General features: G+C 67.3%; 25 protein-coding genes and 1 pseudogene. 16 read left to right on the top strand and 10 right to left on the bottom strand.

Going from position 1 to position 26,059, the window contains the following annotated elements; genetic code table 11:
• The first annotated feature begins 105 nt into the window (after positions 1-105).
• The 3 genes and pseudogenes from mutL to AC0L6G_RS02110 all read left to right on the top strand — a co-directional run.
• Positions 106-2,004, top strand: a complete 1,899-nt coding sequence (gene mutL / locus AC0L6G_RS02120; RefSeq protein ID WP_473253201.1) for a DNA mismatch repair endonuclease MutL — start codon at positions 106-108, stop codon at positions 2,002-2,004.
• Between the two features lie 51 nt (positions 2,005-2,055).
• The gene (locus AC0L6G_RS02115) at positions 2,056-2,490 is read left to right on the top strand and encodes a transposase family protein (protein WP_473252776.1); all 435 of its coding nucleotides are present in this window, start codon (positions 2,056-2,058) and stop codon (positions 2,488-2,490) included.
• A pseudogene (locus tag AC0L6G_RS02110) lies at positions 2,463-2,799 on the top strand (integrase core domain-containing protein); the annotation flags it as partial. The gene AC0L6G_RS02115 and the pseudogene AC0L6G_RS02110, both read left to right, overlap by 28 nt.
• An 18-nt stretch (positions 2,800-2,817) precedes the next feature.
• On the opposite strand, the gene AC0L6G_RS02105 reads toward AC0L6G_RS02110, so the two are convergent.
• Positions 2,818-3,369 (bottom strand): hypothetical protein, encoded by a 552-nt coding sequence (locus AC0L6G_RS02105; RefSeq protein ID WP_293828000.1) that lies wholly within the window; start codon positions 3,367-3,369, stop codon positions 2,818-2,820.
• Positions 3,370-3,507: 138 nt separating this feature from the next.
• Positions 3,508-6,531, bottom strand: a complete 3,024-nt coding sequence (locus AC0L6G_RS02100; protein WP_293828002.1) for a TonB-dependent receptor plug domain-containing protein — start codon at positions 6,529-6,531, stop codon at positions 3,508-3,510.
• A 289-nt stretch (positions 6,532-6,820) separates the two neighbouring features.
• Here AC0L6G_RS02100 and AC0L6G_RS02095 point away from each other — a divergent pair, with 289 nt between their 5' ends.
• Entirely contained in the window at positions 6,821-7,378 is a 558-nt protein-coding gene (locus tag AC0L6G_RS02095; protein ID WP_293828004.1) for a hypothetical protein, read from the top strand.
• A 243-nt stretch (positions 7,379-7,621) separates the two neighbouring features.
• Positions 7,622-8,524, top strand: a complete 903-nt coding sequence (locus AC0L6G_RS02090) for an MBL fold metallo-hydrolase (protein ID WP_293828005.1) — start codon at positions 7,622-7,624, stop codon at positions 8,522-8,524.
• 9 nt (positions 8,525-8,533) lie between these two features.
• On the opposite strand, the gene AC0L6G_RS02085 is transcribed toward AC0L6G_RS02090, so the two are convergent.
• Both AC0L6G_RS02085 and AC0L6G_RS02080 read right to left on the bottom strand, forming a co-directional pair.
• Complete coding sequence (locus AC0L6G_RS02085; protein ID WP_473252775.1) at positions 8,534-9,205, bottom strand: DUF1499 domain-containing protein; 672 nt, start codon at positions 9,203-9,205, stop codon at positions 8,534-8,536.
• A 34-nt stretch (positions 9,206-9,239) separates the two neighbouring features.
• Positions 9,240-10,868 carry a long-chain-fatty-acid--CoA ligase gene (locus AC0L6G_RS02080; protein WP_293828008.1) on the bottom strand — a complete coding sequence of 543 codons (1,629 nt, stop codon included), beginning with the start codon at positions 10,866-10,868 and terminating at the stop codon, positions 9,240-9,242.
• Positions 10,869-11,025: 157 nt separating this feature from the next.
• Here AC0L6G_RS02080 and udk point away from each other — a divergent pair, with 157 nt between their 5' ends.
• On the top strand, positions 11,026-11,673 hold the full coding sequence (udk, locus tag AC0L6G_RS02075; protein ID WP_291536788.1) for a uridine kinase: 648 nt from the start codon (positions 11,026-11,028) through the stop codon (positions 11,671-11,673).
• 112 nt (positions 11,674-11,785) lie between these two features.
• Here udk and AC0L6G_RS02070 read toward each other — a convergent pair whose 3' ends face one another.
• Both AC0L6G_RS02070 and AC0L6G_RS02065 read right to left on the bottom strand, forming a co-directional pair.
• Complete coding sequence (locus AC0L6G_RS02070) at positions 11,786-12,046, bottom strand: hypothetical protein (RefSeq protein ID WP_293828010.1); 261 nt, start codon at positions 12,044-12,046, stop codon at positions 11,786-11,788.
• Between the two features lie 724 nt (positions 12,047-12,770).
• On the bottom strand, positions 12,771-13,553 hold the full coding sequence (locus AC0L6G_RS02065; RefSeq protein ID WP_291540488.1) for a HisA/HisF-related TIM barrel protein: 783 nt from the start codon (positions 13,551-13,553) through the stop codon (positions 12,771-12,773).
• 116 nt (positions 13,554-13,669) lie between these two features.
• On the opposite strand from AC0L6G_RS02065, the gene AC0L6G_RS02060 reads away from it, so the two are divergent.
• Together AC0L6G_RS02060 and AC0L6G_RS02055 are read left to right on the top strand one after the other, a co-directional pair.
• A complete protein-coding gene (locus AC0L6G_RS02060) occupies positions 13,670-13,954 on the top strand; it encodes a type II toxin-antitoxin system Phd/YefM family antitoxin (protein ID WP_473252774.1) in 285 nt (94 codons plus the stop codon).
• Positions 13,951-14,337, top strand: a complete 387-nt coding sequence (locus AC0L6G_RS02055; RefSeq protein WP_293828014.1) for a type II toxin-antitoxin system VapC family toxin — start codon at positions 13,951-13,953, stop codon at positions 14,335-14,337. Before AC0L6G_RS02060 ends, AC0L6G_RS02055 begins: the two co-directional genes overlap by 4 nt.
• Here the strand turns inward: AC0L6G_RS02055 and thiS are convergent, their stop codons facing one another.
• A complete protein-coding gene (thiS, locus tag AC0L6G_RS02050) occupies positions 14,338-14,538 on the bottom strand; it encodes a sulfur carrier protein ThiS (protein ID WP_293828015.1) in 201 nt (66 codons plus the stop codon).
• A gap of 350 nt (positions 14,539-14,888) precedes the next feature.
• Here thiS and aroQ point away from each other — a divergent pair, with 350 nt between their 5' ends.
• From aroQ to aat, 4 genes are all read left to right on the top strand, one after another.
• A complete protein-coding gene (aroQ, locus tag AC0L6G_RS02045; RefSeq protein WP_293828017.1) occupies positions 14,889-15,335 on the top strand; it encodes a type II 3-dehydroquinate dehydratase in 447 nt (148 codons plus the stop codon).
• A 45-nt stretch (positions 15,336-15,380) separates the two neighbouring features.
• A complete protein-coding gene (accB, locus tag AC0L6G_RS02040) occupies positions 15,381-15,866 on the top strand; it encodes an acetyl-CoA carboxylase biotin carboxyl carrier protein (protein ID WP_473252773.1) in 486 nt (161 codons plus the stop codon).
• A gap of 3 nt (positions 15,867-15,869) precedes the next feature.
• A complete protein-coding gene (accC, locus tag AC0L6G_RS02035) occupies positions 15,870-17,222 on the top strand; it encodes an acetyl-CoA carboxylase biotin carboxylase subunit (protein ID WP_293828019.1) in 1,353 nt (450 codons plus the stop codon).
• 132 nt (positions 17,223-17,354) lie between these two features.
• A complete protein-coding gene (gene aat / locus AC0L6G_RS02030) occupies positions 17,355-18,035 on the top strand; it encodes a leucyl/phenylalanyl-tRNA--protein transferase (protein ID WP_293828021.1) in 681 nt (226 codons plus the stop codon).
• Positions 18,036-18,208: 173 nt separating this feature from the next.
• Here aat and AC0L6G_RS02025 read toward each other — a convergent pair whose 3' ends face one another.
• Together AC0L6G_RS02025 and AC0L6G_RS02020 are read right to left on the bottom strand one after the other, a co-directional pair.
• Positions 18,209-18,868, bottom strand: a complete 660-nt coding sequence (locus tag AC0L6G_RS02025) for a DUF2155 domain-containing protein (RefSeq protein ID WP_293828023.1) — start codon at positions 18,866-18,868, stop codon at positions 18,209-18,211.
• Complete coding sequence (locus AC0L6G_RS02020) at positions 18,865-19,257, bottom strand: NADH:ubiquinone oxidoreductase subunit NDUFA12 (protein ID WP_293828024.1); 393 nt, start codon at positions 19,255-19,257, stop codon at positions 18,865-18,867. The genes AC0L6G_RS02025 and AC0L6G_RS02020 overlap by 4 nt, the downstream gene beginning before the upstream one ends.
• 203 nt (positions 19,258-19,460) lie before the next feature.
• Between AC0L6G_RS02020 and AC0L6G_RS02015 the strand changes: the two genes are divergently transcribed.
• The 3 genes from AC0L6G_RS02015 (at position 19,461) to AC0L6G_RS02005 (ending at position 23,648) form a co-directional block, all read left to right on the top strand.
• Positions 19,461-22,112, top strand: coding sequence for a TSCPD domain-containing protein (locus AC0L6G_RS02015; RefSeq protein WP_473252772.1), 2,652 nt, complete (start codon positions 19,461-19,463; stop codon positions 22,110-22,112).
• A 57-nt stretch (positions 22,113-22,169) separates the two neighbouring features.
• Positions 22,170-22,664: a pentapeptide repeat-containing protein gene (locus AC0L6G_RS02010; RefSeq protein ID WP_473252771.1), complete on the top strand. Its 495-nt coding sequence runs from the start codon at positions 22,170-22,172 to the stop codon at positions 22,662-22,664.
• Positions 22,665-22,745: 81 nt separating this feature from the next.
• Entirely contained in the window at positions 22,746-23,648 is a 903-nt protein-coding gene (locus AC0L6G_RS02005) for a pentapeptide repeat-containing protein (protein ID WP_473252770.1), read from the top strand.
• Between the two features lie 57 nt (positions 23,649-23,705).
• Here the strand turns inward: AC0L6G_RS02005 and aspS are convergent, their stop codons facing one another.
• Positions 23,706-25,538, bottom strand: coding sequence for an aspartate--tRNA ligase (gene aspS, locus AC0L6G_RS02000; RefSeq protein ID WP_473252769.1), 1,833 nt, complete (start codon positions 25,536-25,538; stop codon positions 23,706-23,708).
• Between the two features lie 146 nt (positions 25,539-25,684).
• On the opposite strand from aspS, the gene AC0L6G_RS01995 reads away from it, so the two are divergent.
• On the top strand, positions 25,685-25,972 hold the full coding sequence (locus AC0L6G_RS01995; protein WP_473252768.1) for a YciI family protein: 288 nt from the start codon (positions 25,685-25,687) through the stop codon (positions 25,970-25,972).
• Positions 25,973-26,059: the final 87 nt, after the last annotated feature.

Raw genomic sequence — 26,059 nt, 5'->3', positions numbered from 1 at the left:
CCCTCCGTCACGGCGCGAAGACGCGCCGCGCCACCTCCCCGCTGCGCAGGGAGGAGACAAAGCCTCATGGCGCGAATCCTCCCCGCGCCCTATCTTCGCCTGCTCATGCCCATCCGTCGTCTCTCCCCCGAAACCGTCAACCGCATCGCCGCCGGCGAGGTGGTCGAGCGGCCGGCCAGCGCCATCAAGGAACTGGTCGAGAACGCCATCGACGCGGGCGGCTCCAACATCGAGATCCAGGCCGACGGCGGCGGCCTGTCGCGCATCCTGATCGCCGACGACGGCAAGGGCATCCCCAGGGCCGAACTGCCCCTCGCCGTCGAACGCCACGCCACCTCGAAGCTTGAGCCCGACGACGCCGGCGACGTGGACCTGCTGCGCATCCACACCCTGGGCTTCCGGGGCGAGGCCCTGCCCTCCATCGGCTCGGTCGCCCGCCTGTCGATCACCACCCGATCCCGCGACGAAACCGAGGCCTGGGCCATCACGGTCGAGGGCGGCGAGACCCGCCCCCTGGCCCCCGCCCCCTTCCCCGGTCCGCATGGCGCGCGGGTCGAGGTGCGCGACCTCTTCTACGCCACCCCCGCCCGGTTGAAGTTCATGAAGTCCGAACGGGCCGAGGCCATGGCCATTTCGGAAGAGATCAAACGCCAGGCCATGGCGCACGAGGCCATCGCCTTCACCCTGTCGCTGGACGGCAAGATCACCCTGCGCCTGCCCGCCGAACATCCGGGCGACGCGGGCCGCCTGCGCCGCCTGTCCGCCCTTTTGGGCCGCGACTTCGAGGCCAACGCCCTGCTGATCGACCAGGAACGGGACGGCGTGCGCCTGTCCGGCTATGCGGGCCTGCCCACCTATTCGCGCGGCAATGCGGCGCATCAGTATCTGTTCGTCAACGGTCGCCCGGTGAAGGATCGGCTGCTGCAAGGGGCGCTGAGGGGCACCTACGCCGACTTTCTGGCGCGGGACCGGCACCCGGCCGCCGCCCTGTTCCTCGACATCGATCCGCTTTACGTGGACGTCAACGTCCACCCCGCCAAGGCCGAGGTTCGGTTCCGCGATCCGGCCCTGGTGCGCGGCCTGATCGTCGGCGCCCTGCGCCACGCCCTGCACGCGGCGGGCCACCGCGCCTCCACCACCGTCACCGCCGACGCCCTGTCCAGCTTCCAGCCGCACACCGACCTGAACCTTGGTCCCGCCTACAGCCCCAGCCCCCCATCGACGCAGGGGTTCAGCGGCTGGACCGGCTGGTCCCAGCCCGCCGCCGCCGCCCAGGTCCTGCCCGGCCTCAACGAACGCAGCGCCCGCGTCGAACCCAGCTGGCCCGAGTTTGGGAACGCCCCAGCCTACCCCGACCTCGCCAACCGCCACTCGCCACTCGGCACTGATCCTTCGCCACTCGTCACTCCACAGGACCCCCTCGACTACCCCCTCGGCGCCGCACGCGGTCAGCTCCACGCCAACTATATCGTCGCCCAGACCCGCGACGGCCTGGTCATCGTCGACCAGCACGCGGCGCACGAGCGGCTGGTCTATGAGCGGATGAAGGCCCAGATGGCCGAGGGGTCCGTGACCCGCCAAGCCCTGCTGACGCCCGAGGTCGTCGACCTGGACCCCGCCGAGGCCGAGCGCGTCGCCGCCAAGGCCGAGGAGTTGGCCGAGATGGGCCTGATCGTCGAGGCCTTCGGCGCCGGCGCCGTCCTGGTGCGCGAGACCCCGGCCATGCTCGGCGACACGGACGTGCAAGGGTTGATCCGCGACATCGCCGACGACCTGGCCGAACACGGCATGGCCCTGTCGCTGAAGGAACGCCTCGCCGCCATCTGCGGCACGATGGCCTGCCACGGCAGCGTCCGCTCAGGCCGCGTCCTCTCCGCCCCCGAGATGAACGCCCTGCTCCGCCAGATGGAAGCCACCCCCCACAGCGGCCAATGCAACCACGGCCGCCCGACCTATGTCGAGCTCAAGCTGCACGACCTGGAGAAGCTGTTCGGGCGGCGGTGAGTGAGTGGCGCCTCTGCTGCCGCTGGATGACTGTCTCTACGCCTTGCAGCCATGATGCCGCATCTGACACGGTCAGCAGTGCACCGCTGCCTGCAGCGCCACGGCGTCTCACGCCTACCCGAAGTCGAAGGCCACAAGCCCAAGCGGCGGCGTTTCAAGCGGCATCTGATCGGCTTCTTCCCTGTGGAGCCGAAGATCGGCGCGGAGCAGCCAATCGCCGAGGCGCAGACGGCGGAAGACAAGCTCCATCTGTTCGTCGCCATCGACCGCACCAGCACGTGCGCCGTCACCCAACGGATCGGCAAGGCGGACAGGCGAACCGCCTGGGAATTCCTGGAGCACCTGCTGCAGGCCGCGCCTTACAAGATCCATACGATCCTGACCGAACCGGAGGTCGGCGCGCGGCAGCCACAACGGCACCAGTTCGCCGAGCCGCAGCCCCGTAACCGCACACCGCCTTTTCTCATCAGATGCGCTTCGACATGATCTGCTATGACCACCGCATCCAGCACCGGTTGGCTAAGCCGAACCATCCCTGAACCAACGGCCAGGTCGAACGGATGCAGCGCACATCAAGGACGCCATCGTCAAACGCTTCCATTACGACAGCCACGATCAACTGCGCACGCACCTCGCCTACTTTGGCTGCTCCGCGCCGCCCTTCGGAGGCGTGGCCGCCTACGACTTCGCGCGCAGACTCAAGACCCTCGACGGCCTGACGCCTACGAATACCTCGCCAGACTCTGGACTTCAGAATCAGACCGATTCATCCTCGATCCGATCCACCAGATGCCGGACCGAACACCTAGACGCCTAGTTGATGCCGACGCTTTCCAGCGTGGCGGGCGGCGTGGTGATGTTCTCGCGGATGCGGCGCGCCGCATGTTCGCACCGCCCCGGAAGGCCGAAGAACAGGCCGAACGACTGGCTGCGCGCCTCGGCGTCGGGATTGTTGATCAGCGTGGCCCACTGCGCCTTGACGGCCGCAACGGCGCGTTCGGCCTCGGCCTTGGCCGCCGCAGATTGACGGGGCGCAGCGGCGGCCAAGGCCGTGCGGAAGTCCTGCGCCTCGAGCCGCCCCAGACGCACCAATTCGACATCCTCCGGCGCACGGGCTGGCAGAGTGTCGCCCAGATCGGCATGGCCACTCACCAACGCATCGCACCAGGCCACCAGCGGATAGTCCGCGCTGGGCGCCCCGCGCGGCAAGGGCCGCGCATAGGCGATGGCCTCGCGCGTCTTCAGCGCATCGGCGGTCTCGCCCGAACGATTGCCCGTGACGATCGGACCGTCCTGGGTTTGGGCGACAGAGCCCGAGGCCAGCAGCGACAGGGCCGAGATGCCGGGAACGAGGATTTTGAGCATGGTCTTCCTTTAGTGCGCCGCGAATGGGCGACGATCACCAACGCTTGCTCACGCCGATGGTTTTTCTACGGCGGCGCTCAAACGAAAAAGGCGGCGGAGCGTTGCCCCGCCGCCTCAGTCTTAGTTCAATGCAACTTCTTAGAAGCGCGCGCGAGCGCCGATATAGAAGTAGCGGCCGATCACATCGTAGGTCGATGGATCGGTTTGGTATTGGAAGCCGCTGGCGTAACGCGGCGGATCCTTGTCGAATAGGTTGTCGACGCCGCCGAAAATCTCCAGCGTGTCGTTCACCGCCCACGAACCGTTCAGATAGAAATAATTGTAGGCTTCGATCTCGCCGATATCACCATCCTCGACCACAGCACTCGGGTCAGTGACGGAGTCGATGTAGGCCCATCGCAGCGAAGCCGAGAGGTTTTCATACTGCCACGAAAAGCGCGTCGAGAACTTCCATTCCGGCAGGGTGGTGGCCCCCGGCGTGCCGTCGCCGATCGTGCCGACGAAGTTGTCGCTGAATGGATTGCCCGGCAGGCTCTGGAACTGTTGATTTTCATACCAGGTGCCCTGGGTGCTGAAGCCCAGACGACCGGTCCAGGCCGGCATACCATAATCCGCCAGCGTCAGGTCGTAGCTCAGCGCTAGGTCGACCCCCGACGCCTTGAACGTTGCCAGGTTCGCATTGGTTTGCGAGATGGAACCGCCGATACCCACGTTGGTCAGATAACCCGTTTCCGCATCCCGGTTCAGGTTGGCGCAGTAGATGTTTGCGTTGCTGAAGTTCGGGTTGTAGGTCGCGTCGAAGCAGCGTGACAGCGAGGTCGAGAAGCCTACCGAACTGATGACGTTTTCGATTTCAATGTCGAAATAGTCCACGGTCGCAGTGAGAGACGAAACCCACGAAGGTGCCGAGGCTGGAGCACGAATGACGAAACCATAGGTCGTCGAGTCGGCCGTTTCCGGAGCCAGGCTCGGGTTACCGCCCGAGAAGGTGCGATATTGCGTGCCGACCGAATCCCAGGTCGCGGTGATCTGTGAGGACTGGGCCTGGCAGAGCGCGAGAACCTGAGCTGCATTGGCCCCAGCACGAGCCGCGCTGTCCTTGTCGCAGGGATCCAAGTTGCCGGCTGTCACACCCGGATAGCCTTCGGCACGGGTCGAATACAACTCACCTACTGACGGAGCCCGGACGGCGCGCTGTTGCAGACCGCGGAAACGAAGCCATTCAAACGGCGCGTACTCACCGCCATATTTCCAAGTGTCGGTCGTCTGGTTGATCGAATATTCAGAAGCGCGGTAACCCGCTTCAAGTCCTAAATACTTGATGAACGGTCTATCGGCTAGCAACGGAGCACGAACTTCGCCGAAAACCTCCCAAACATCGTAACCGCCGGCGACGGGACCAGCCGAGTTGCCGCCGAGTAGCGAGCCCGTCTGGACCCCTTCAGGAGGCGTGTCCTCATAGTCGATATCGCGGTATTCGATACCGACAGCGAAGCTAAGCGGACCGGCCGGCAGTTGAAACAGGTCACCTGTGACCGAGCCGACCACGTTCTTCTGCTCGATTTCGGTAATCTGGAACTGGCCCTTAGCCTCGATGTAGTCGACTTGGGCCTGAGTGATATTGTTCGCGCCAAACGGGTTCAGCGGAACGCAGGTGGAAGGTGCGCCGGAGCTGCCAACGGGACCCAGGGGCGAACCAGTTGGGCAACCTGCCAGAGCGGCACGGATGCGATTGCCTTCTGGGAAGCCGACGTACTCTTGGCGGCTTTCGTAGCGACCGAATGATGCATAAACGTCATAGGACCATTCGTTGCCGAATATGGCCGGCATAGCGCCCCGGAAGCCACCGGTCGCCTGATAGGCGGTCGTGTCATAGTTGTATGTACGCGGACCAAGTTCATTCGAACGACGAGCCAAGGTGAAGCTAGTGATGCCTGCGCCAGTCATCAGGGCGCGGACATCGGTCGGCAAGGTTGTCGTCGTCGCGACCGGAATCACGAACGAGGCCGGCGACTCGGCCAATTGGTTCGAGCTAGTGTAGGTGCTGTACAGCGCATCACCGTAAAACTCGATTCGGTCGGTGATGTCGTACTTCATCGTGGTGTAAAGGTTCGTACGCTCATACGGCGATTGCAGCAGGTTCACCGGATTGAAATCGTACAGGAACATCTCCTCCGGATTCCAACCTTGGGTATTCGGACCCGTGTAACCGAAGGTGCCATCACCCACACCGGCGACGAACAATGAACCATCAGGATTGAAGCCCAGACGTTGACCGCCCCGAATCAATGGCGAACCGGCGGGCAAGCCCCGAGCGGTGAAGTAGGATTGATAAGCCGCCAGCTGTGTCGGGGTTGCTGTCGTTGGAATGCTGAACGTGCCGTCGCCGGTTGTGGCCGAGCCATTCGGCACACAGGTGCCGTCATCGTAGCAATATTCAGCCGAACGCGAAATATCGCGTTCCGTCTGGGCGATGCCATCACGCGTATTGTGCGACGCGGCGAAAGTCACGTGACCGCGGCCGTCGGCAAAGGAACCGCCAGTAATCAGGTTGTACTGACGCTCTTCACCGTCGTTCTCGGCCGAGATGCCGTATTGAGCTGAAACCTGCAGGCCTTCGAAGTCGTCTTTCAAGATAAAGTTGACCACGCCGGACACGGCGTCGGCGCCATAAACGGCAGAGGCGCCGCCAGTGATGATTTCAACGCGGTCCATCAGAGCGCCGGGCAAGATCGAGATGTCTACCGCGCCGCTGGACGAGCCGGGGACCAGACGACGGCCGTTGACCAGGGTCAGACCACGGGACGAACCCAGTTGGCGCAGGTCAAGAAAGGCGGCGCCGCCCGAAGACGGATTGTTGTTAGTCTTTGTGAGGCTAGGCGACAGTTGCGGCAGCGAATTCAGATAGGTTTCGATCGACGCGGTACCGATCTCCTCTAGCGCTTCAGCGCCGACAGTCACGATCGGGCTGGTGCCCGTCGTGTCGCGCACGCGAATACGCGAGCCGGTGACGACGATATCCTCGACCGAAGCGGTCGCATCTTCATCAGGTGTGGATTGAGGTGTGGATTGCGCGAACGAAGGCGTGGCAGCCATGGCCAGAACGGCGCTGCCGATCATAGTCGTAGCAAGCAGCCCGCGACGATAGTTAAAATTGCTCAAGGCTTGTTCTCCCGTGATTGGCTGAGCCCCCGTCGGAAATTCGACGATCCCCCCCGCCAAAGCCGATCACCCAACACAAAACGTTCGGGTTGCAGGCAGACCATACGAGCGGGCGACACAAGTCTAGTCGCTCGGCGCGTTTCGGCCGCAATCAAGACGCTTCTGTCGCAATCACGCCACACTACGGTTGCGGTGCTTACAAAATCGACAGATTGGGGTAGCAGAGACGGATGCTTGAATTTCAGGCGGTTTAAGGCTTTGCTCGACTGGATTTATCAGGAGACCGCTCGTGAACCTGCTCTTCTACAAAGCTGCCTTTGTGGGAATTTTTGCTGTCGGAGCAGGCCTGCTTGCCTCACCCGGACAACCTTCCGCCTTGATTCAGACGTCTGGGTCGGCCGGCCCCTTCGCGACCTTGACGCAATGCCGAACCATTGAACAAGCTGACTCGCGGTTGAACTGCTATGATACTGCGGTCGGAGCCTTGGAAACCGCACGTGCTGAAGGAACGGTCGTGGTTCTGGATCGCGCCGCCATTCAGGAAGCCCAGCGGCAGTCCTTCGGATTCAGACTCAAGTTTTGGTCGCCTTCGAACGGGAAACCCGCCGTCAATGAAATCCAATCCCTCACATCCACCTTGACAACAGCACGCCAGGTAGGTGGGAGTCGGCGGTGGCTCATCACGCTCGAAGACGGCTCGATTTGGATGCAGGCCGACACCTCCACCCCCTATGTGCCACGCGCCAACGGCCAACCGGTCGTAATTCAACGCGGCGCGTTCGGAAGCTACAGGATGACAGTGGGAAACAGTTCCGCTTTTGCGGTTAGACGTCAGGCGCCGGATTGACGCCAGCTTGCCCAAGCATGCTTTGCATGCATCAACGGCTAATCGCTGCTCGTTTGGCATGAACCGCGGGTTCGGGAGTACGGGAAGCCGAGATCAATCGCGCCGCCATGAGACACAGGACAGCCAGTGCGATAGGTTGGAGCTGAGTTGAGAGAGCAAAGGCGATCGAAAAGGCAATGACTGGCGCCCGGCGGCGATGATCGAAAGGTTAAGACAAAGCCTGCGGCGGGTCGGGGCCGGCGTATGATCCCCTTCGTGCGCCAGTTCGACTTCGCCTATGGGCGGCGCGATCAGGTTTCGCCGCTGGTGCAGCGGGTGGTGGCGGAGAATCTGGGGCCGTTCACCTTCACCGGGACGGGCACCTATATTGTCGGCCGGCCGGACCAGGGGGCCGAGGTCGCGGTGATCGATCCGGGGCCGATGGACGAGGCGCATCTGGCGGCGCTTCTGGCGGCGGTGGACGGCCGGCGGGTCAGCCATGTGCTGGTCACGCATACGCACCGGGACCATGCGCCCCTGGCCCGGCCGTTCGCGGAGGCGACGGGCGCGCCGATCCTGGCGGCGCGGCCTCCGGTGCGCGAAACCCATGCGTCCGGCGGACTGGACGAGGACGAGGACGCCGAATTCGCTCCCGACTTCGTTCTGACGGGCGGAGAGGTCGTCGCCGGCGACGGCTGGACGCTGGAGGCGCTGTTCACGCCCGGTCATGCGTCGAACCATATGGCCTTCGTCCTGCACGAGGAGAACGCCCTGTTCTGCGGCGATCATGTCATGGGCTGGTCGACGACCGTGGTCGCGCCGCCGGACGGGAACATGCGCCGGTACATGGCCAGCCTGGACGCGGTGATCGCCCGGGGCTTCGACACGCTGTGGCCGACGCACGGGGCGCCGATCACCGATGCGGGCCCGTTTCTGGAGGCCTATCGCGCCCATCGGATCGAGCGGGAGGCGCAGATCGTCGGGCGTCTGGCGGCCGGAGACCGGACGATCGCCGAGATGGTTCCCGCCCTTTACGCCGCCGTCGATCGGCGGCTGTGGCCGGCGGCCTCCTTGTCGGTTCTGGCGCATCTGATCAAGCTGATCGAGGACGGTCTGGCGGCCTGCGACGGCGAGCCGGGCCTGGCCGCCCGGTTTCGCCCGGCCTAACCGTCGCGGTCAGCGGGTCTGGGACAGTCCGCCGGCGATGCGGGCGGCCAGGCGGCAGGCGGCGCCGCCGTCGGGCCGGGGATCGCGGGCGGCGACGCGGATGTCGGTGCGGCCGGGACGGATGCGGACCACCGCATCGTTGACGAAGCCGAACCAGGCGCCCTGATGCACGGCCTCGACCTCGAACGTCGAGGCGCGGTTCACGACGAAGCCGGCGTCGACCAAGGCGGAGGCCGCCTGCTGGGCCAGGACCTGGCTGGGGACGGCGACGACGGCGTCGCAGCTGGCCGGGGTCGATCCGCGATGCAGGGCGGCGGCGCGCGAGAAGACGGGCGGCTCCTGCACATTGGTCGTGACGTCCTGCGGCGCGGGGGCGGCGTCTCGGCCCTGGCGCCAGACGAAGCCCGCCACCGTCGCCCCCGCCAGCACTACGGCCGCCAGGGCGTAGAGCCCCCTGCCCTTCAGGTCGCGCAGCGCCAGGATCGCCGCGACCAGCGCGCCCGCCAGCGCGATCCAGGCCAGGATGCGCGCCACCGTCCAGGTCAGCAGGTCATAGGTGACGGCCAGGTCCGCGCCGCCGAACCGCGTCGCCGCCACCGCCGCCACGATCAGCACCAGGGGCGCCGCGGCCAGAGCCGTCAGCCAGGGCAAGACGGCCGGAACGGGCTTTCGGGTCGGCATTCGGGCTCCGGTTCGGGCTTCGACCTCGACAGGGTCAGGCGGCGGTCGGCAGACGGTAGTCCCTGAACCGTTCGCGCAACAGCTTCTTGTCGATCTTGCCGGTGGCGCCCAGCGGTATCTCGTCCACCGCGACCACGTCGTCGGGCATCCACCATTTGGCGATCTTGCCTTGAAGGAAGTCCAGGTGCTCCTGCTTGTCCAGGGCGTGATCGGGCTTCAGCTTCAGGATCAGCACGGGCCGTTCGTCCCATTTGGGATGGGCCGCGCCGATGACGGCGGCGATCTCGACCTTGGGGTGGCCGACGGCGATGTTCTCGATCTCGATGGAGCTGATCCACTCGCCGCCCGACTTGATGACGTCCTTGGCGCGGTCGGTGATGTGCATGAAGCCGATCTCGTCCACCGTGGCCACGTCGCCGGTGTCGAAGAAGCCCTCGTCGTCCAGGATCGGGCTGTCGTCCTTGAAATAGCCCTTGCTGATCGTCGGCCCCTTGACCATCAGCCGACCGAAGGTGGTTCCGTCGTGAGGCAGTTCCACGCCCGCCTCGTCCTTCAGCTTCAGTTCGATCCCCAGCGGGGGCACGCCCTGTTTAAGGCGATACTTCATCTGCTCGTCATAGGGCAGGTCCACGATCTCGGGCGGCAGGTTGGCGATGGTGCCGATGGGCGAGGTCTCGGTCATCCCCCAGGCGTGGGTGACTTCCACGCCGAAATCGTCGTGGAAGCCGCGGATCAGGCTTTCGGGACAGGCCGAACCGCCGATCAGCACCCGCTTCAGCGTCGAGAAGCCCAGGCCGTTCTGCTTCATGTGGGCGAACAGCCCCTGCCAGACGGTGGGCACGGCGGCCGAGAAGGTGACGCCTTCCTGTTCGATCAATTCGTAGATGGCGGCGCCGTCCATCCGGGCGCCCGGCATGACCAGCTTGGTTCCGGCGGCCGGGCCGGCGAAGGCGATGCCCCAGGCGTTGGCGTGGAACATCGGCACGACCGGCAGGATCACCTCCTTGGGCGTGGCGCCCATGACGGTGGCCTGCAGCCCCATGAAGGTGTGCAGGAAGTTGGAGCGGTGCGAATACAGCACCCCCTTGGGATTGCCGGTCGTGCCCGAGGTGTAGCACAGGCCGCAGGCGGTGTTTTCCTCGAAATCGCCCCAGACGACATCGGCCGGCTGGCCCGCGATGGCGTCCTCATAGGCCACGGCCTTGGGCAGCTTGGTCTGGGGCATATGGGCCGCGTCGGTCATGACGACCACGCGCTCGACCTTGGGAATGTGCGGCAGGATGGCCTCCAGCAGCGGCACGAAGGTCAGGTCGACGAAGACGATCCGGTCTTCGGCGTGGTTGATGATATAGACCAGCTGCTCGGGGAACAGGCGCGGGTTCAGGGTGTGGCACACGGCGCCGATGCCCATGACGCCGTACCAGGTCTCGATATGGTTGGCGGTGTTCCAGGCCAGGGTGGCCACGCGGTCGCCGGGCTCGATCCCCCAATCCTTCAGGACGCTGGAGACCCGTTTGGCGCGGTCGTGGATCTGGGCGTAGGTCGTGCGGACGATGGGCCCTTCGACCGATCGCGTCACCACCTCGCGCGCACCGTGCCAGTTTTTGGCGTGGTCGATGATCTTGTCGACCGTCAGCGGCCAGTCCTGCATCAAGCCCAGCATGTCGTTTCCTGTTCCTTGGGTGCGTCTGCTTGGATGCGACGCTTGGACGGACGCTATCATTGGTTATCGGCGATAAGCAACGTGACCTTGCGTCACCTGCGGCGCGACGGATCGTCCCTTGTGGCGTCGGCCGGCCCGGCGCCCTAGAAGGCCCCGCATGGCTATTCTGATCGCGATCACCGGCGGCTCGGGCTCCGGCAAGAGCACCCTGGCGGAGACGCTGGTTTCGGCCCTGCCGGACGGGGCGGCCGTGCTGGTGCGCGAGGACAGCTATTACAAGGACGCGGCCGCCCTGCCCGGCTTCGACGCCGCGACCTTCGATTTCGACGACGTGGCCGCGCGCGATCACGACCTGATGATCGCGGACCTGAAGGCGCTGAAGGCTGGGCGTTCGGTGACGGCGCCGGTCTATTCCTTCATCCATCACGGACGCGAGCCGGGCGGCGAGCCCATCCCGGCGGCCCAGGTGGTGATCGTGGAGGGCACCCACGTCCTGTGCACCCCCGATCTGACCGCCCTGTTCGACATCCGGGTGTTCGTGGACACCCCCGCCGACATCCGCTTCATCCGCCGCCTGTTGCGAGACCAGGCCGAGCGGGGCCGTTCGGCGGATTCGGTCGTGGCCCAGTATCTGGCCACGGTGCGCCCCGGCCACGAGCGGCTGACCGAACCGTCGCGCACCCACGCCGACTTCATCGTCGCCGACGCCACCGCCGCCGTAAGGCTGGAAGACCCCCAGGCCGTGGTGCGCCTGGCCGCGCCGGTCCTGGCCCATCCGCTGCTGCAGGCCCTGCTGGACGATTAGGGTCGTCGACTGTCGGCGAGCGACCGCCATTCCGGGCCGTCCGAAAGACGAACCCGGAACCCGGGGAGGCGTGCCTGCGACCTGAAACGCATCCAGCCTTGGCGATGCGGTTCTAACGAAAGAGATCCCCGATGCGGAACTCTCCGGGTTTCAGCGGGGCGCGTTCGACCGGCGGCACGCCGTTGAGCGCCTTGATCCGCGCGCGTTCGGCGGCCTCGGCCCGTTTCTCGACCAGGATGGCGTCCAGCCGGATGTGTTCGTCTTCGATTTCCGCGATGAGTCGCTCAATCTCGGCCTCCTCTTCGGGGGTCGGCTTATGGGGCGGCGGAAGGCCGCGACCGGGCTTGGGGCAACGGGGTTTCGGGCGAGCCATGCAGGTCTCCAGACAAGCGGGTTTGGCCTCGCGGCTTTCGCCTGCGAAGTTGGATGGAGGGCTGGGCGGAGCGCCGGGCCTTCGCCCGGAGTGTGAGTTTGTAAGTACCGTTTCGACGAAGGGTATGACGCTCCGCGCGGTTGGTTGGCCTGCAAGCTCGGGGCGTCGAGCGGTGGCGGTCTTATCGCCTAACCCCATAAGCTTGCGACGGGTCGGCGGGGTCTGCGAAACCCCGTCCCGAGTGCGGCCGAGTATCCCCCTCGACCCTCCGACGGCGCACCGTGTGACGCCGCCGGCGCGGGCCGTTTCGGACCCGCTCCCGTTCCATCCGCTCCCGCCGCCGCAAGGTCGCAGGCCTTACGAGCCCTCCGGTGCGACGAGACGGCTTTAGAATACGCGCGTTTCGGAGGGGGGATGGATGATGGGGGAGATAATTCGCCAAGCGGTTGGATTCGCGGGGAATGCACCAGCCGCATTGTGATGGCTGGCATTGAAATCCGTCATCCTCGGCCTTGTGCCGAGGATCCATACGCTCGGTCTTAAGATCGGGGGCCGGCGGCGGACACCGGGATTATGGATCCTCGGCACAAGGCCGAGGATGACGAGTGGGGTGGATGGCTTGGCCGTGACGGAGAGCACCTGGCCGCATCAACTGCGTCCGCAGGACGTCAGTGCCTCTCCACGGCTTCGCACAAGTGGGTAGGAGACGAGGGTGCGCCAGCCTTTAGATCAGTCCCGCCAGCGGCGACGACGGATCGGCGTACATCCGCTTCGGCATCCGGCCGGCCAGATAGGCGTCGCGGCCGGCGGCGACGGCGTGTTTCATGGCGCGGGCCATGCGGATGGGGTCTTTCGCCCCGGCGATGGCGGTGTTCATCAAGACGGCGTCGCAGCCCAGCTCCATCGCGCGCGTGGCGTCCGAGGCCGTGCCGACCCCGGCGTCCACCAGCACCGGCACCTTGGCCTGTTCGACGATCAGGCGGACGTTGACCTCGTTCTGGATGCCCAGGCCCGAGCCGATCGGGGCGGCGGCGGGCATGATGGCGGCGGCGCCGGCGTCCTCCAGCCGCTTGGCCATGACCACGTCGTCGGTGCAATAGACCATGACGTCGAACCCATCCTTGATCAGCAGGTCCAGCGCGCGCAGCGTCTCGACCATGTCGGGATAGAGGTGGGCGGTGTTGGACAGCACCTCCAGCTTGACCAGGCTCCATCCGCCCGCCTCGCGCGCCAGGCGCAGGGTGCGGACCGCGTCCTCGCCGGTGAAACAGCCGGCGGTGTTGGGCAGGAAGGTGAAGCGGTCGGGCTTCACATAGTCGACCAGCATCGGCTGGTTCGGATCGGTCAGGTTCACCCGGCGCACCGCCACGGTGACGATCTCGGCGCCCGCCGCCTCGGCCGCGGCGGCGTTCTGGGCGTAGTCGGCGTATTTGCCGGTGCCCACGATCAGGCGCGAGGTGAAGGTGCGGCCCGCGACGGACCAAGTTTCGGAGGCTGTATCGGTCATGACGGCTGACCTAAGCCTATGCCCGCCGATGCGAAAGGGCCGAAACGATCACGCCGCGTTGCCGACGGGTCGCAAATGGACTAAACCAAGTGGACTAAGTTTACTGGAGCGGCGTCATGGAGACGGTAAATATCCACCAGGCCAAGACGCATCTGTCGCGCCTGATCGACAGGGCGGCCAAGGGCGAGTCCATCACCATCGCCAAGGCCGGTAAACCGATGGCCAGGATCGTCCCGCTGGAAGAGACGCCGCCGGTCGTCGACACCTCGCGTCGGTTCGGCTTCATGAAGGGCCAGATCAAGGTGCCCGACGACTTCGACACCATGGGCCAGGCCGAGATCGAAGCCATGTTCTATGGCGACGGGGCCGATGACAAACCGGAAGACGACTTCCGCCGATGAGGTTGCTGATCGACACCCATCTGCTGTTGTGGGCGTCCGAAGATCTGGCGCGGCTTCCCCCAGAGGCGGCGCAGGCGATGGCGGACCCTGACAACACCCTGATCTTCAGCGCGGTCAACATCTGGGAAATCGTCGTCAAACGGAACTTGCAACGTCCCGATTTCAATGTCGATCCGAAGACGTTTCGGCATCGTCTTCTGGCGGCGGGATATGACGAAATCGATGTCACCAGCCGACATACGCTGGGGCTCGCCGGCCTGCCTTTGATCCACCGCGACCCGTTCGACCGCCTCCTTCTGGCCCAGGCCGTGGTCGAGGAAGCCAGGCTGGTGACGGCGGATGCGACGCTGGCCCGCTATCCCGGCCCGATCCTGAAGGTCTGATCAGCCGCCGCCGACGAACTGGACCAGTTCGATGCGGTCGCCCGGCGCGACGGGGGTGGAGGCGTGCAGGGATTTGGGCACGATCTCGAGATTGCGCTCGACCGCCACCTTGCGCGGGTCCAGCGACAGTTCCTCGACCAGGGCCAGGATGGTGAAGGCCTGGACCAGGCGCGGCTCGCCGTTCAGTTGGATCTGGTTCATCGCGGGTCTCCGTCGGGTCGACGCCCCGCAGATAGACGCCGCCGCGGGTCTTCGCCAGCCCGGCGACCGCACCGGATCAGCCGGCCTCGACCAGGAAGGCGACCAGGGCCACGGCCAGGGCGGCGAAGGCCGCCGCCGCCGTCCGCACGATCGTCTTGCCGTCCTGGCGCATCCGCTTGCGTTCCCGAAAGCCCGTCCCGCAGGGGGACCGTCGTCCGGAGCCGTGCGAAATCCGGGCCAGCGTCGATTGCCCCGGCGTAAACTTCCCTGCGCCGACCGTTTGACCCGCGAGCCGCGTCGGCTAAAAGGCCCCTCTTGCGCCGTCGTGCGCCGGATCGATTCCTGGAACCATGTCCGAAACGCCCGTCCTTCATGTGCTGAACGGCCCCAATCTGAACCTGCTCGGGGTGCGGGAGCCGGACATCTATGGCCGAGACACCCTGGCCGACATCGAACGACGCTGCATCGGGGCGGCGGGCGGGGCCGAGGTGGTGTTTCGCCAGACGAACCACGAAGGCGTGCTGGTGGACTGGATTCAGGAAGCGCGCGAGGGCGCGGACGCCCTGATCCTCAACCCCGCCGCCTATGGGCATACGTCGGTCGCCCTGCACGACGCGCTGAAGGCGCTGTCGATCCCGATGATCGAACTGCATCTGTCCAATCCGGCGGCGCGCGAGGCGTTCCGCCATCGCTCCTATGTGTCGTCCGCGGCGACCGGCGTGATCGCCGGTTTCGGCGCGGCCGGCTACGAACTGGCCGTCCAGGCGGCCCTGACCCTGATCCGGGAACGCGCCTGAGGGCCGCCCGTTCGCTAACACACACGAAAGACAAGGCGCATTCCAATGGCCGATGACAAGAAACACGCCGAAATCGACGCCGCCCTGGTCCGCCAGCTGGCCGAAATCCTGAACGAGACCGACCTGACCGAGGTCGAGGTCGAGCGCGGCGATCTGAAGATCAAGGTCAAGCGGTCGGTGACGGTCGCCGCCGCCCCCGTGCAATACGCCGCCGCGCCCGCCCCTGTCGCCGCGCCCGCCGCAGCCGCCCCTGCCGCCATGCCGTCGGATCCGGCGACCATCGTCGCTCGCGCCGGCGAAGAGGTGAAGTCGCCGATGGTCGGCACCGCCTATCTGCAGCCGTCGCCGGAAGCCGCGCCCTTCGTCAAGAAGGGCGACACGGTCAAGAAAGGCCAGACCCTGCTGATCGTCGAAGCCATGAAGACGATGAACCCGATCCAGGCGCCGCGCGACGGCGTGGTGGCCGACATCCTGGTCGGCGACGCCCAGCCCGTCGAATTCGGCGAACCCCTCGTCCTGCTCGAGGCGTAAGCCATGTTCACGAAAGTCCTGATCGCCAACCGGGGCGAGATCGCCCTGCGGGTGCACCGCGCCTGCAAGGAGATGGGCATCTCCACCGTCGCCGTCCATTCGGAAGCCGACCGGGGCGCCATGTGGGTGCGGCTGGCGGACGAGAGCGTCTGCATCGGCCCGGCCTCGGCCGCCAAGTCGTATCTGAACATCCCGTCGATCATCGCGGCGGCCGAGATCACCGGCGCCCAGGCGATCCACCCCGGCTACGGCTTCCTGTCGGAAAACGCGCGTTTCGCCGAGATCGTCGAAGCCCACGGCATGACCTTCATCGGTCCCAAGCCCGAGCATATCCGGGTCATGGGCGACAAGATCAGCGCCAAACAGACGGTCAAGGACGCGGGCATCCCCGTCGTCCCCGGCTCGGACGGCGAGGTCGAGACGGTCGAGGCGGCCATCGAGGCGTCCAGGTCCATCGGCTTTCCCCTGATCGTCAAGGCGGCGGCGGGCGGCGGCGGACGCGGCATGAAGGTGGCCCTGACGCCCGACGACCTGGTCGAGGCGGTCCAGACCGCCCAGGCCGAGGCCAAGGCCGCGTTCGGCAACGGCGCCGTCTATATGGAGCGCTATCTCCAGAAGCCGCGCCACATCGAGATCCAGGTCATCGCCGACAGCCACGGCAACGTCGTTCACCTGGGCGAACGCGACTGCTCGCTGCAACGGCGTCACCAGAAGGTGCTGGAAGAGGCCCCCTCGCCCGCCCTGTCGGCCGAGGGCCGCAAGAAAATCGGCGAGACGGTCAACAAGGCCATCGCCGCCATCGGCTATCTGGGCGTGGGCACCATCGAATTCCTGTGGGAGGACGGCGAGTTCTTCTTCATCGAGATGAACACCCGCCTGCAGGTCGAACATCCGGTCACGGAAATGATCACCGGCGTCGACCTGGTGCGCGAACAGGTGCGGATCGCCGCCGGTCTGCCTTTGTCGTTCACCCAGGACGACATCGAATTCAAGGGCCACGCCATCGAGGTGCGGATCAACGCCGAGAACCCGGAGACCTTCACCCCGTCGCCGGGCAAGATCACCGACTTCCACGCGCCGGGCGGCCTGGGCGTGCGTCTGGATAGCGCCATCTACGCCGGCTATTCGATCCCGCCCTATTACGACAGCCTGATCGGCAAGCTGATCGTGCACGGCCGCGACCGCGAGGAGGCCATCGCGCGGCTGAAACGCAGCCTGGGCGAGGTCGTCATCGGCGGCGTCGACACCACCATTCCGCTGTTCCAGAAGCTGTTGGCCGAGCCGGACATCCTGTCGGGCGACTACGACATCCACTGGCTGGAGAAGTGGGCCGCCCGTCAGAAGGGCGACGCCTGACTTTCTTTTCGTCATTCTCGGCCTTGTGCCGAGAATCCAGACGCTCCGTCGTTGACGGAGTACGCTGCTCTCGCCACCGGGAGTCTGGATCCTCGCCACAAGGGCGAGGATGACGACGGTAGAGAACTGGCGATGAACGAACCGGACTTCAGCGCCAGCGGGCCTTTCGGCGGTTTCGGCCCCGAGGACCTGCTGGCCTGTTACGCCCGAGGCGTGTTTCCGATGGCCGAGTCGCGCGACGATCCGCGCGTCTTCATCGTCGAGCCGGACCAGCGCGGCGTCATCCCGCTGGACGCCTTCCATATCCCCAGCCGCCTGCGTCGCACGGTGCGGGGCGAACCGTTCGAGATCCGGGTCGACACGGCCTTCGAGGCGGTGCTGGACGGCTGCGCGGCGGCGCAAGGCAAGGACCGAGAGGACACCTGGATCAACGGCCCGATCCGGCGGCTTTACGCCGCCCTGTTCGCCATGGGCCATGTCCATTCCATCGAATGCTGGCAGGACGAGCGGTTGGTCGGCGGGCTGTATGGGGTGTCGCTGGGCGGCGCCTTCTTCGGCGAAAGCATGTTCAGCCGCGCGCGGGATGCGTCGAAGGTCGCGCTGGTGCATCTGGTCGCGCGGCTGAGAAAGGGCGGCTGGACCCTGTTGGACGCCCAGTTCCTGACCGATCACCTGAGCCAGTTCGGCGCGATCGAGACGCCCCAGGCGGCCTATCTGGAGCGGCTTCAGCCGGCGCTGTCGGTCAGGCCCGACCAAGAGGCGTTGCGCGCGCCCCTGACCGGCGCAGAAGCGGTCGCTTTAGCCGGCGCCTGAGTCCGAGAAGATAGGTCTCTCAGTTCGTCATTCCGGGGCTGAGCGGAGCGAAGAACCCGGAACCCAGGGCCACATGCGCGTTGCTGGCCCCATTCAACGGCCCATGCGCCTCTCCTGGGTTCCGGGTTCGTCCTTCGGACGCCCCGGAATGACGTAAGCAGGCCTGGCCCAGGTCAGTTCTTACAGCCGACCACCCAGGCGTCGTAATAGGGGTTCTGAACGCCGCTGATCGCCGGGGACGAGGCGAACATCCAGCCCCGGAAAATCTGGCGCGACGTGTTCTGGCCGCGCGGCTGCAGAGAGACGTCCATATAGGCGATGGCGTCCTCGGTCAGTTCGTCGGGCGTGGTGACTTCGCAGGCGCGCGCGGCGAAGACCAGGTTGCGGTTGAAGCGCACGGGACGGCCGCCGACCTCGACCTCGAACTTCATGGTCTCGGCCGTGACCTTGTCGATGGCCTGGACGACCGCGAACTTGCGGCGCTGACGACGGCCCGGGGTAGCGGGCTGGTCGATGGCCTTTTCGACCACCGGGCGCTCCGCCTTGACCTCTTCGTCGACCTTTTCCTCGACGGCGGCGTCCTCGGCGATGACGATGGCGGGCGGCGGCGGCACGGCGACGGGCGCGCGGGGCGCAGGCGCGCCGGCGGGCGGGGTCTCGGTCGGAACGGCCGGCGCCGGCTGGGCCTGGGTCTTTCGCAGGATGTCGCCGATGGGATCCTGAACCGGGCGCGCCTCGCGCGGCGCGTCCTGAAGCCCGCTGGCCGTCACGGCCCCCGCGCCCAGCACGCCGACCAGTGCGGCGGCCGCCATCAGGATCCGGCGGGCTTTCACTCGGGCGTCCAGGCCTGGTAATCCCCGGTCGCGGCAGGGCGTTTGGCCTCGGCGGCCAGCGAGCCGGGCGGACGCCAGGCCAGGGGCGTGCCGGTCAGGTTCGGCAGATGCTCCTTCTCCCAGGCGCGACGCGGCAGCGGCTGCTCGGTCGGCGGCAGGTCGAAGGTGTAGTGCAGCCAGCCGTGCCAGTCGGGCGTCACCTTGGAGGCCTCGGCATAGCCGTCGTAGATGACCCAGCGACGCTTGCGGCCGTCGTAGCTGACGTTGTCGCGGCTCTCGTAATAGCGGTTGCCGTTCTCGTCCTGGCCGACAAAGCGACCGCGCTTGGCGATGGTGAAACGGGTGCCGATCGTGGCGCCCTCCCACCAGCCGAAAATCTTGCTCAACACGTCGTGAAATCCAACCGTAAGGGTTCGCCGCAAAGGGAGCCGGCGCCAGGCGCGGATCATAGAAAGACGCGCTCTTTTCGTCCAGCGTTCAGGACGCGGGCGTTGAATCGATATCTTGTGGGCAATCCGCCCTCATGACACCAGATGTATTGGCGAAGGCGCGCGGGCGACATAGGCTGGCGCAATCCCATCGGAGAGACGCCATGCGCCTTCAATCCGGCTTCGCCCCCCGCGCCGAACGAGTCGTGATGGAGACCCGCGTCGTGGAGCGGCCGGGCGGCGTGCGGCCCATCCTGGCGCCCGCCGGCTGGTCGGACGCGCGGATCGAGGCCTGGCTGGACTGGATCGAGGCCGAGGGCCTGGGGGACGAGGCGGCGGGCGACTGGCTGGACGGGGGCGTGGACTCCTGGGCGGCGCGTCTGGCGAAGACGGGCCTGTCCGAAGGCGTGTTCGACACGGCGCAGGCCGCGCTGTTCGCCGCCGAACTGTCCGGCGCGCTGAAGCTGGGGCTGGCGGCGCCGGCGGCGTCGGGACCGGCGGCGGCCGGGGTCGTCGATCTGAACGATCCGGGCGCGGCGGCCATGCTGGCCGCGCATGGCGGACGCCGATCCGCCGCTCGGCTGGGCGCCCAGGCGGCGCGCGCCCTGGCCGAAGCCCTGGCCGGCGTGGCCGATGCGGTGGATCGTTGCGAGGGGCCGCGCGGCGACTGCGGCGATCCCTCGCGCAATCCGGCCCTGGGACGGGCGGCGGCCCTGGCGCGACGCTGCGGCGCCTCGGACGCCGACATCCTGCGGGCGGTGGACGGGGAGCGTCCCCTGCCCGACCTCGACCCCGCGATCGAGGCCGCGCCGCTGGTCGCCCTGGCGGACCGCACGCAGATCGCGGCGGGCGCGCCCGAGGCCCTGCTGGCGGCGCAGGGCGCGCTGGACGGCGGATTGATCCTGGCCTTCGACCCGCGCGATGCGGAGGCGGCGACGGCGAAGGCGACGGCGCGGATGGCGATCGATCTAGCCGCCGTCATGGCGCTGGACGCCGAGCCCGGCGATGATCCGGCGGCCGTGATCATCGCCCTGGCGCGACTGCTGACCACGGCCCTGGACCTGACGACGCGGACGCCCGGGGTGATTGTCCTGGGGCTGGAGGGCCTGCTGGAGGCGTTCGCGCCGCTGGGCGAGGCGCGGCGAGCGCGGGCGCAAGGCGTGGCCGCCCTGATCGCGGCGACGGCGGGCGAGACATCGGCCGACCTGGCCGCCGTGCGGGGCGCTGCGCCCGATTGGACCGACCTGCAAGCCGCCGCCGAAGAGGCCCTGGCGGTCCGGCGCCGGGCGCTGCGAGCCCTCGCCGATCCGTTCGCGGACGCCGCCCTGGACATATCGACCGCCCCGCCCCGCGCCCGCCGCCATTCGGCCATCGGCCTGTTCGTGGACGATGCGGAGGCGCGGCTGCGGCTGGGCCGGGGCCGCCTCGCGGCCGTCGACGTATTCCAGACGGCGGACGGCGAGATCGGGCGGCGGCTGCATCCGGCGCTGGCGGCGGCGCTGGCGGCGGCGGGCGGGGACGTCCAGGCGGCCGAACGCCATGTCTTCGGCCGTCGCACCCTGGTCGAGGCGCCGGGGCTGGACCACGCGGCGCTGCGGTCGCTGGGCTTCACCGACATCGAACTGGCGGCCATCGAACAGGCGCTGGCGGAGGCCGAGGATTTCGACGCCGTCTTCTCCGCCCCCGTCCTGGACCCCGGCTTCATCCGCGACGTGCTGGGGATCGAGGACGGCGACGGCCTGCTGCTGACCCTGCTGGGCGTGTCCGAGGAGGCCGAGGCCGCGGCCGCGCGCTGGGCGTTCGGCCATGGCGACCTGAGCGGCTGGGACGGGGCGCCGCCCGCCGAGGCCGCCCTGCTGGCCGACCCCGAGGGGGCCGAGGCCGAACTGCGCCGCGCCGTCGAGCCGTTCAGCGACCTGGCCGACATCGCGACCGAGACGACGCACTGGCGCGCCACCGCTGGCCAGGCGGCGCGCCTGATCGGCCAGGCGGCGCTGGACGGCCGCCGCGCCATCCGCTTGAAACGCGCCGAGCCGCCGGCCGCCCCGCTGCTGACCCTGCCCGCCGTCGAGACGGCCGCGCGCGCCGAACCCGCGCCCGTGCGCGAGCCGCCGCGTCCGACCGAACGGGTGGTGGAGCGGGTGGTCGAGCGCGAGCGGGCGCGCCGCAAACTGCCCGACCGCCGCAAGGGCTATATCCAGAAGGCGGCGGTGGGCGGCCACAAGGTCTATATCCACACCGGCGAGTACGAAGACGGGGAACTGGGCGAGATCTTCATCGACATGCACAAGGAAGGCGCCGCCTTCCGCAGCCTGATGAACAACTTCGCCATCGCCATCTCCATCGGCCTGCAATACGGCGTGCCGCTGGACGAGTTCGTGGACGCCTTCGTCTTCACCCGGTTCGAACCGGCCGGGCGCGTGACCGGCAACGATTCCATCCGTTCGGCCACCTCGATCCTGGACTACATCTTCCGCGAACTGGGCGTCTCCTATCTGGACCGCCACGAACTGGCCAATGGCGAGGCGGAGCCGCTGGACGGCGACGGGCTGGAGGGCGCCGCCCCGCAGGGCCAGGCCGTGCCCGCCGCCCGCTTCATCTCCAAGGGATTCGCGCGGGGGTCCGCCCCCGACAATCTGGTGGTCCTGCCCTTCGGCAAGAAGGCCGAACCGGAGGCCCGCGGGGCGCCCGGCAGCGAGGCCGTCGCCTGCCCCGCCTGCGGCGACTTCACCCTGCAGCAACGCGGCGGCGGCTGGACCTGCGATACCTGCGGGGCGGCGCCGACCTTCGCATCGACGGGCGGCGATCAGGGCTAGATTAAGGGTTCTGGCCTAGGGTTTGCTTCAGGACGATCGAACGTCGGAGCCCGGTCCATGAAACGCACATTCTCTTTCGGCCTGATCGCCGCCGCCCTGCTGGCCGCCGCCACGCCCGCCCTGGCCCAGAACGCGGGCCAGATCGCCAGCGTGCGGCGCGGCGCCTCCTGCGCCGGCTGCAACCTGTTCCAGGGCGACTTCTCGGGCCTGGAGGCGCGCGGGTTGAACCTGGCGGGCGCACGGCTGCGCCAGTCGGACCTGAGCCTGAGCGTGATGAACCGCACCCGTTTCACCGGCGCCGATCTGCGCGACGTGGAGGGATATGGCGGGGTCTTCTCCGGCTCCAACTTCTCGCGCGCCAACCTGACCAACGCCAGCTTCGTCGGCGCCTATCTGGAGGGGGCGAACTTCTCGGGCGCGACCCTGTCGGGCGTGAACCTGTCGGGCGCGCAGCTGGCGCGGGCCACGGGCCTGACCCAGGGCCAGTTGAACCGGGCGTGCGGCGACGCCTCCACCGTCCTGCCGCGGGGCCTTCGCATTCCCGCCTGCTGAGGGCCGCCGACCTTGCCGCGATTTAACGAAATTACCTCGATTTAAGTAGGTGACGCGGGGGTTTCGGGGCATTCAGGCCTGGTGAAACAGATCGCTGAACATATCCGGTTCCGACACGTCTTGGCCCTTCTGGCTCTTGGCCTGGGGGCGGGCGCGTGCCTGGGCGCGGCGCCGGCCAGCGCGGGCGTCGAGATGCTGCTTCAGGACCGCGACGTGGCCCGCACCGTGTCCCTGGGCGGATCGTGCAACCGCTGCGAACTGTCGGGCCGGAACTTGTCGGGCGCCACCTTCACCGGGGCCAGCTTCATCAACGCCACCCTGGTCGGCGCCAATCTGCGCGGCGCCGAAATGCTGGGCTCGAACTTCACCGGCAGCGACTTCTCGCGCGCCAACCTGACCGGCGTTCAGGTGGTCGGGGCCAATTTCGCCTCGGCGAACTTCGCCGGGGCCTCCATGAGCGGCGTCGAAGCGCAGGGCGCCTCGTTCGTGCGGGCCAATCTGACCGGCGCAGATGTCTCCGGCGGCGAGATGCACGGGGTCAACTTCAACAGCGCCACCCTGGCGCGGGCCAATCTGTCGGGCGGCGAGCTGTTCGGGGCCACCCTGGCCAATGTCCGCGCCGCCGGCGCCAACTTCGCCGGATCGGAGCTGAACGCCTCCAACCTGTCGAACGGGGATTTCACCGGCGCGATCTTCAGCGGCGCCAGCCTGGACGGCGCGCGCCTCAGCGGCGGGACCTTCGCCCGGGCCGCCTTCAACGACGCCTCGATGCGCCGCGCCGACATCCGGGGAACGGACCTGTCGAGCGCGCGCGGCCTGACCCAGGGGCAGATCGGCGAGGCGTGCGGCGACGGCTCCACCCGGCTGCCCAGGGGGCTGACGGCCCGGGCGTGCCGCAGCGGCTCGATCCGCGTGATCCGCACGCCCCCCGACCCGCCCGTGCCGCCGCGCGTCAGGAACCTCATCTCGATCGCCGAGAACTGAACGACAAAAAAGGGGACGCCGCGCGGCGTCCCCTTTCTCGTTCCGGCCTCTGCGCGGTCAGACCTTGATCGGCGGCGCCGTGCGGATGTGCAGTTCCTTCAGCTGACGTTCCTGAACACCGGCTGGGGCGCTCATCAGCAGGTCCTCGCCTTGCTGGTTCAGCGGGAAGGCGATCACCTCGCGGATGGCCTGCTGGCCCGCCAGCAGCATGACGATGCGGTCGATGCCGGGGGCCAGGCCGCCGTGCGGCGGCGCGCCGTAGCGGAAGGCGTTCAGCATGCCCCCGAACTGCTCCTCGACCACCGAGGCGTCGTAGCCGGCGATGTCGAAGGCCTTCAGCATGATCTCGGCCTTGTGGTTACGGATCGCGCCCGAGCACAGTTCGTAGCCGTTGCAGACGATGTCGTACTGATAGGCGCGGATGGTCAGCGGGTCCTGGCTCTCCAGCGCGTCCAGCCCGCCCTGCGGCATCGAGAAGGGGTTATGTGAGAAGTCGATCTTCTTTTCTTCCTCGGACCATTCGAACATGGGGAAGTCGACGATCCAGCAGAATTTGAACTGGTCCTCGTCGACCAGCTTCAATTCGGTCCCGACGCGGGTGCGGGCCAGGCCGGCGAACTTGGCGAAGACCGAGGGATCGCCCGCGACGAAGAAGGCGGCGTCGCCCTGTCCCAGGCCCAGCGACGTCATCAGCGCCTGCGTCGGCTCCTGACCCAGGTTCTTGGCGATGGGGCCGCCCCAGGCGCCCTGGTCGTCCGACCAGAAGATATAGCCCAGGCCCGGTTGGCCTTCCCCTTGAGCCCACGAATTCATGCGGTCGCAGAAGGCGCGCGAGCCGCCGGTCGGCGCGGGGATCGCCCAGACCGCGTTCTTCTGGTCCGCGGCCAGGATCTTGGCGAACAGGCCGAAACCGCCGTCGCGGAAGTGGTCGGAGACGACCTGCATCTTGATCGGATTGCGCAGGTCCGGCTTGTCCGAGCCGTACCAGGCCATCGACTGGGCGTAGGTCAGGCGCTCGAAGCCCTTGTGCTCGAACGTCTCGCCGAAGTCGTTGGTGAAGGCGTGGGTCTGGTCGATGGGCGAAACCGGCTTGCCCTCGCCGAATTCCTCGAACACGCCGTGCATGACCGGCTCGATGGCGGCGAAGACGTCTTCCTGGGTCACGAAGCTCATCTCGACGTCGAGCTGGTAGAACTCCAGCGAACGGTCGGCGCGCAGGTCCTCGTCGCGGAAGCAGGGGGCGATCTGGAAATAGCGATCGAAGCCCGAGACCATCAGCAGTTGCTTGAACTGCTGCGGCGCCTGGGGCAGCGCATAGAACTTGCCAGGATGCAGACGCGACGGCACCAGGAAGTCGCGCGCGCCTTCCGGCGACGAGGCCGTCAGGATGGGCGTCTGATACTCCAGAAAACCCTGTCCGAACATGCGGTTGCGGATCGACTGGATCACGCGCGAGCGCAGCACGATGTTTCGATGCAGGGTGTCGCGGCGCAGGTCGAGATAGCGGTGCTTGAGACGGATGTCCTCGGGATAATCCGGTTCGCCGAAGACGGGCAGCGGCAGTTCGGCGGCCTCGGACAAAACCTCGACGCCCCGGACGCGGACCTCGATCTCGCCGGTCGGCAGATTGGGGTTCACCACCGAGACGTCGCGGGCGACCACTTCGCCATCGACGCGGATCACGCTCTCGGCGCGCAGGCGTTCGACGGCGGCGAAGCCGGGCGTCTCGGGGTGCAGGACCAACTGCGTCAGGCCGTAGTGGTCGCGCAGGTCGATGAACAAGAGGCCGCCGTGGTCGCGCTTCCTGTGCACCCAGCCGGACAGGCGGACGGCGGAACCGGCGTCGGAGGCGCGGAGCGCGCCGCAGGTGTGAGAGCGATAGGCGTGCATGAGAATCGTCTGGACTGGACCGCGCGCGCGGCGAAAATCGGAAGCGGCGTAGGGCGCATCATCCCCCCCGAAAGTCAAGGTTTCGGCCGTTGCAAAGCCCGTCGCAGGGCAGGATAAGGCGTTCGCCATCGTCAAAGAGGTCGCCCATGTTCGTCGTCACCATCACCTACACCCAGCCCATCGAGGCCATCGAGGCGAAGACGGCCGAGCACCGCGAATGGCTGGACCAGCACGTGGCCAGCGGCCTGATCGTGGCGGCCGGGCCCATGGTCCCGCGCACCGGCGGCATACTGATCGTCGCCAGCCGGGGCACGAAGGAAGAGCTCGAGACCCTGCTGAAGGCCGATCCGTTCCAGGTCCACGGGCTGGCCGAATATGAAGTCGCCGAATTCAAGGCGGGCAAGCTGAACCCGGCCCTGGCCCCGTTCGCCTGATTTCATCCACAGCGAGGCGGTTTCCCTCCCCGAAACCAACAGAGGGGCGCCGACGCGGCTGACGACGGCCTCTGCTATGACGGCCCC

Source organism: Brevundimonas sp. D3-1P (assembly GCF_055809335.1).
The sequence above is the reverse complement of the archived record's forward strand: the minus strand, read 5'-3'. Positions and strand labels throughout refer to the sequence as shown.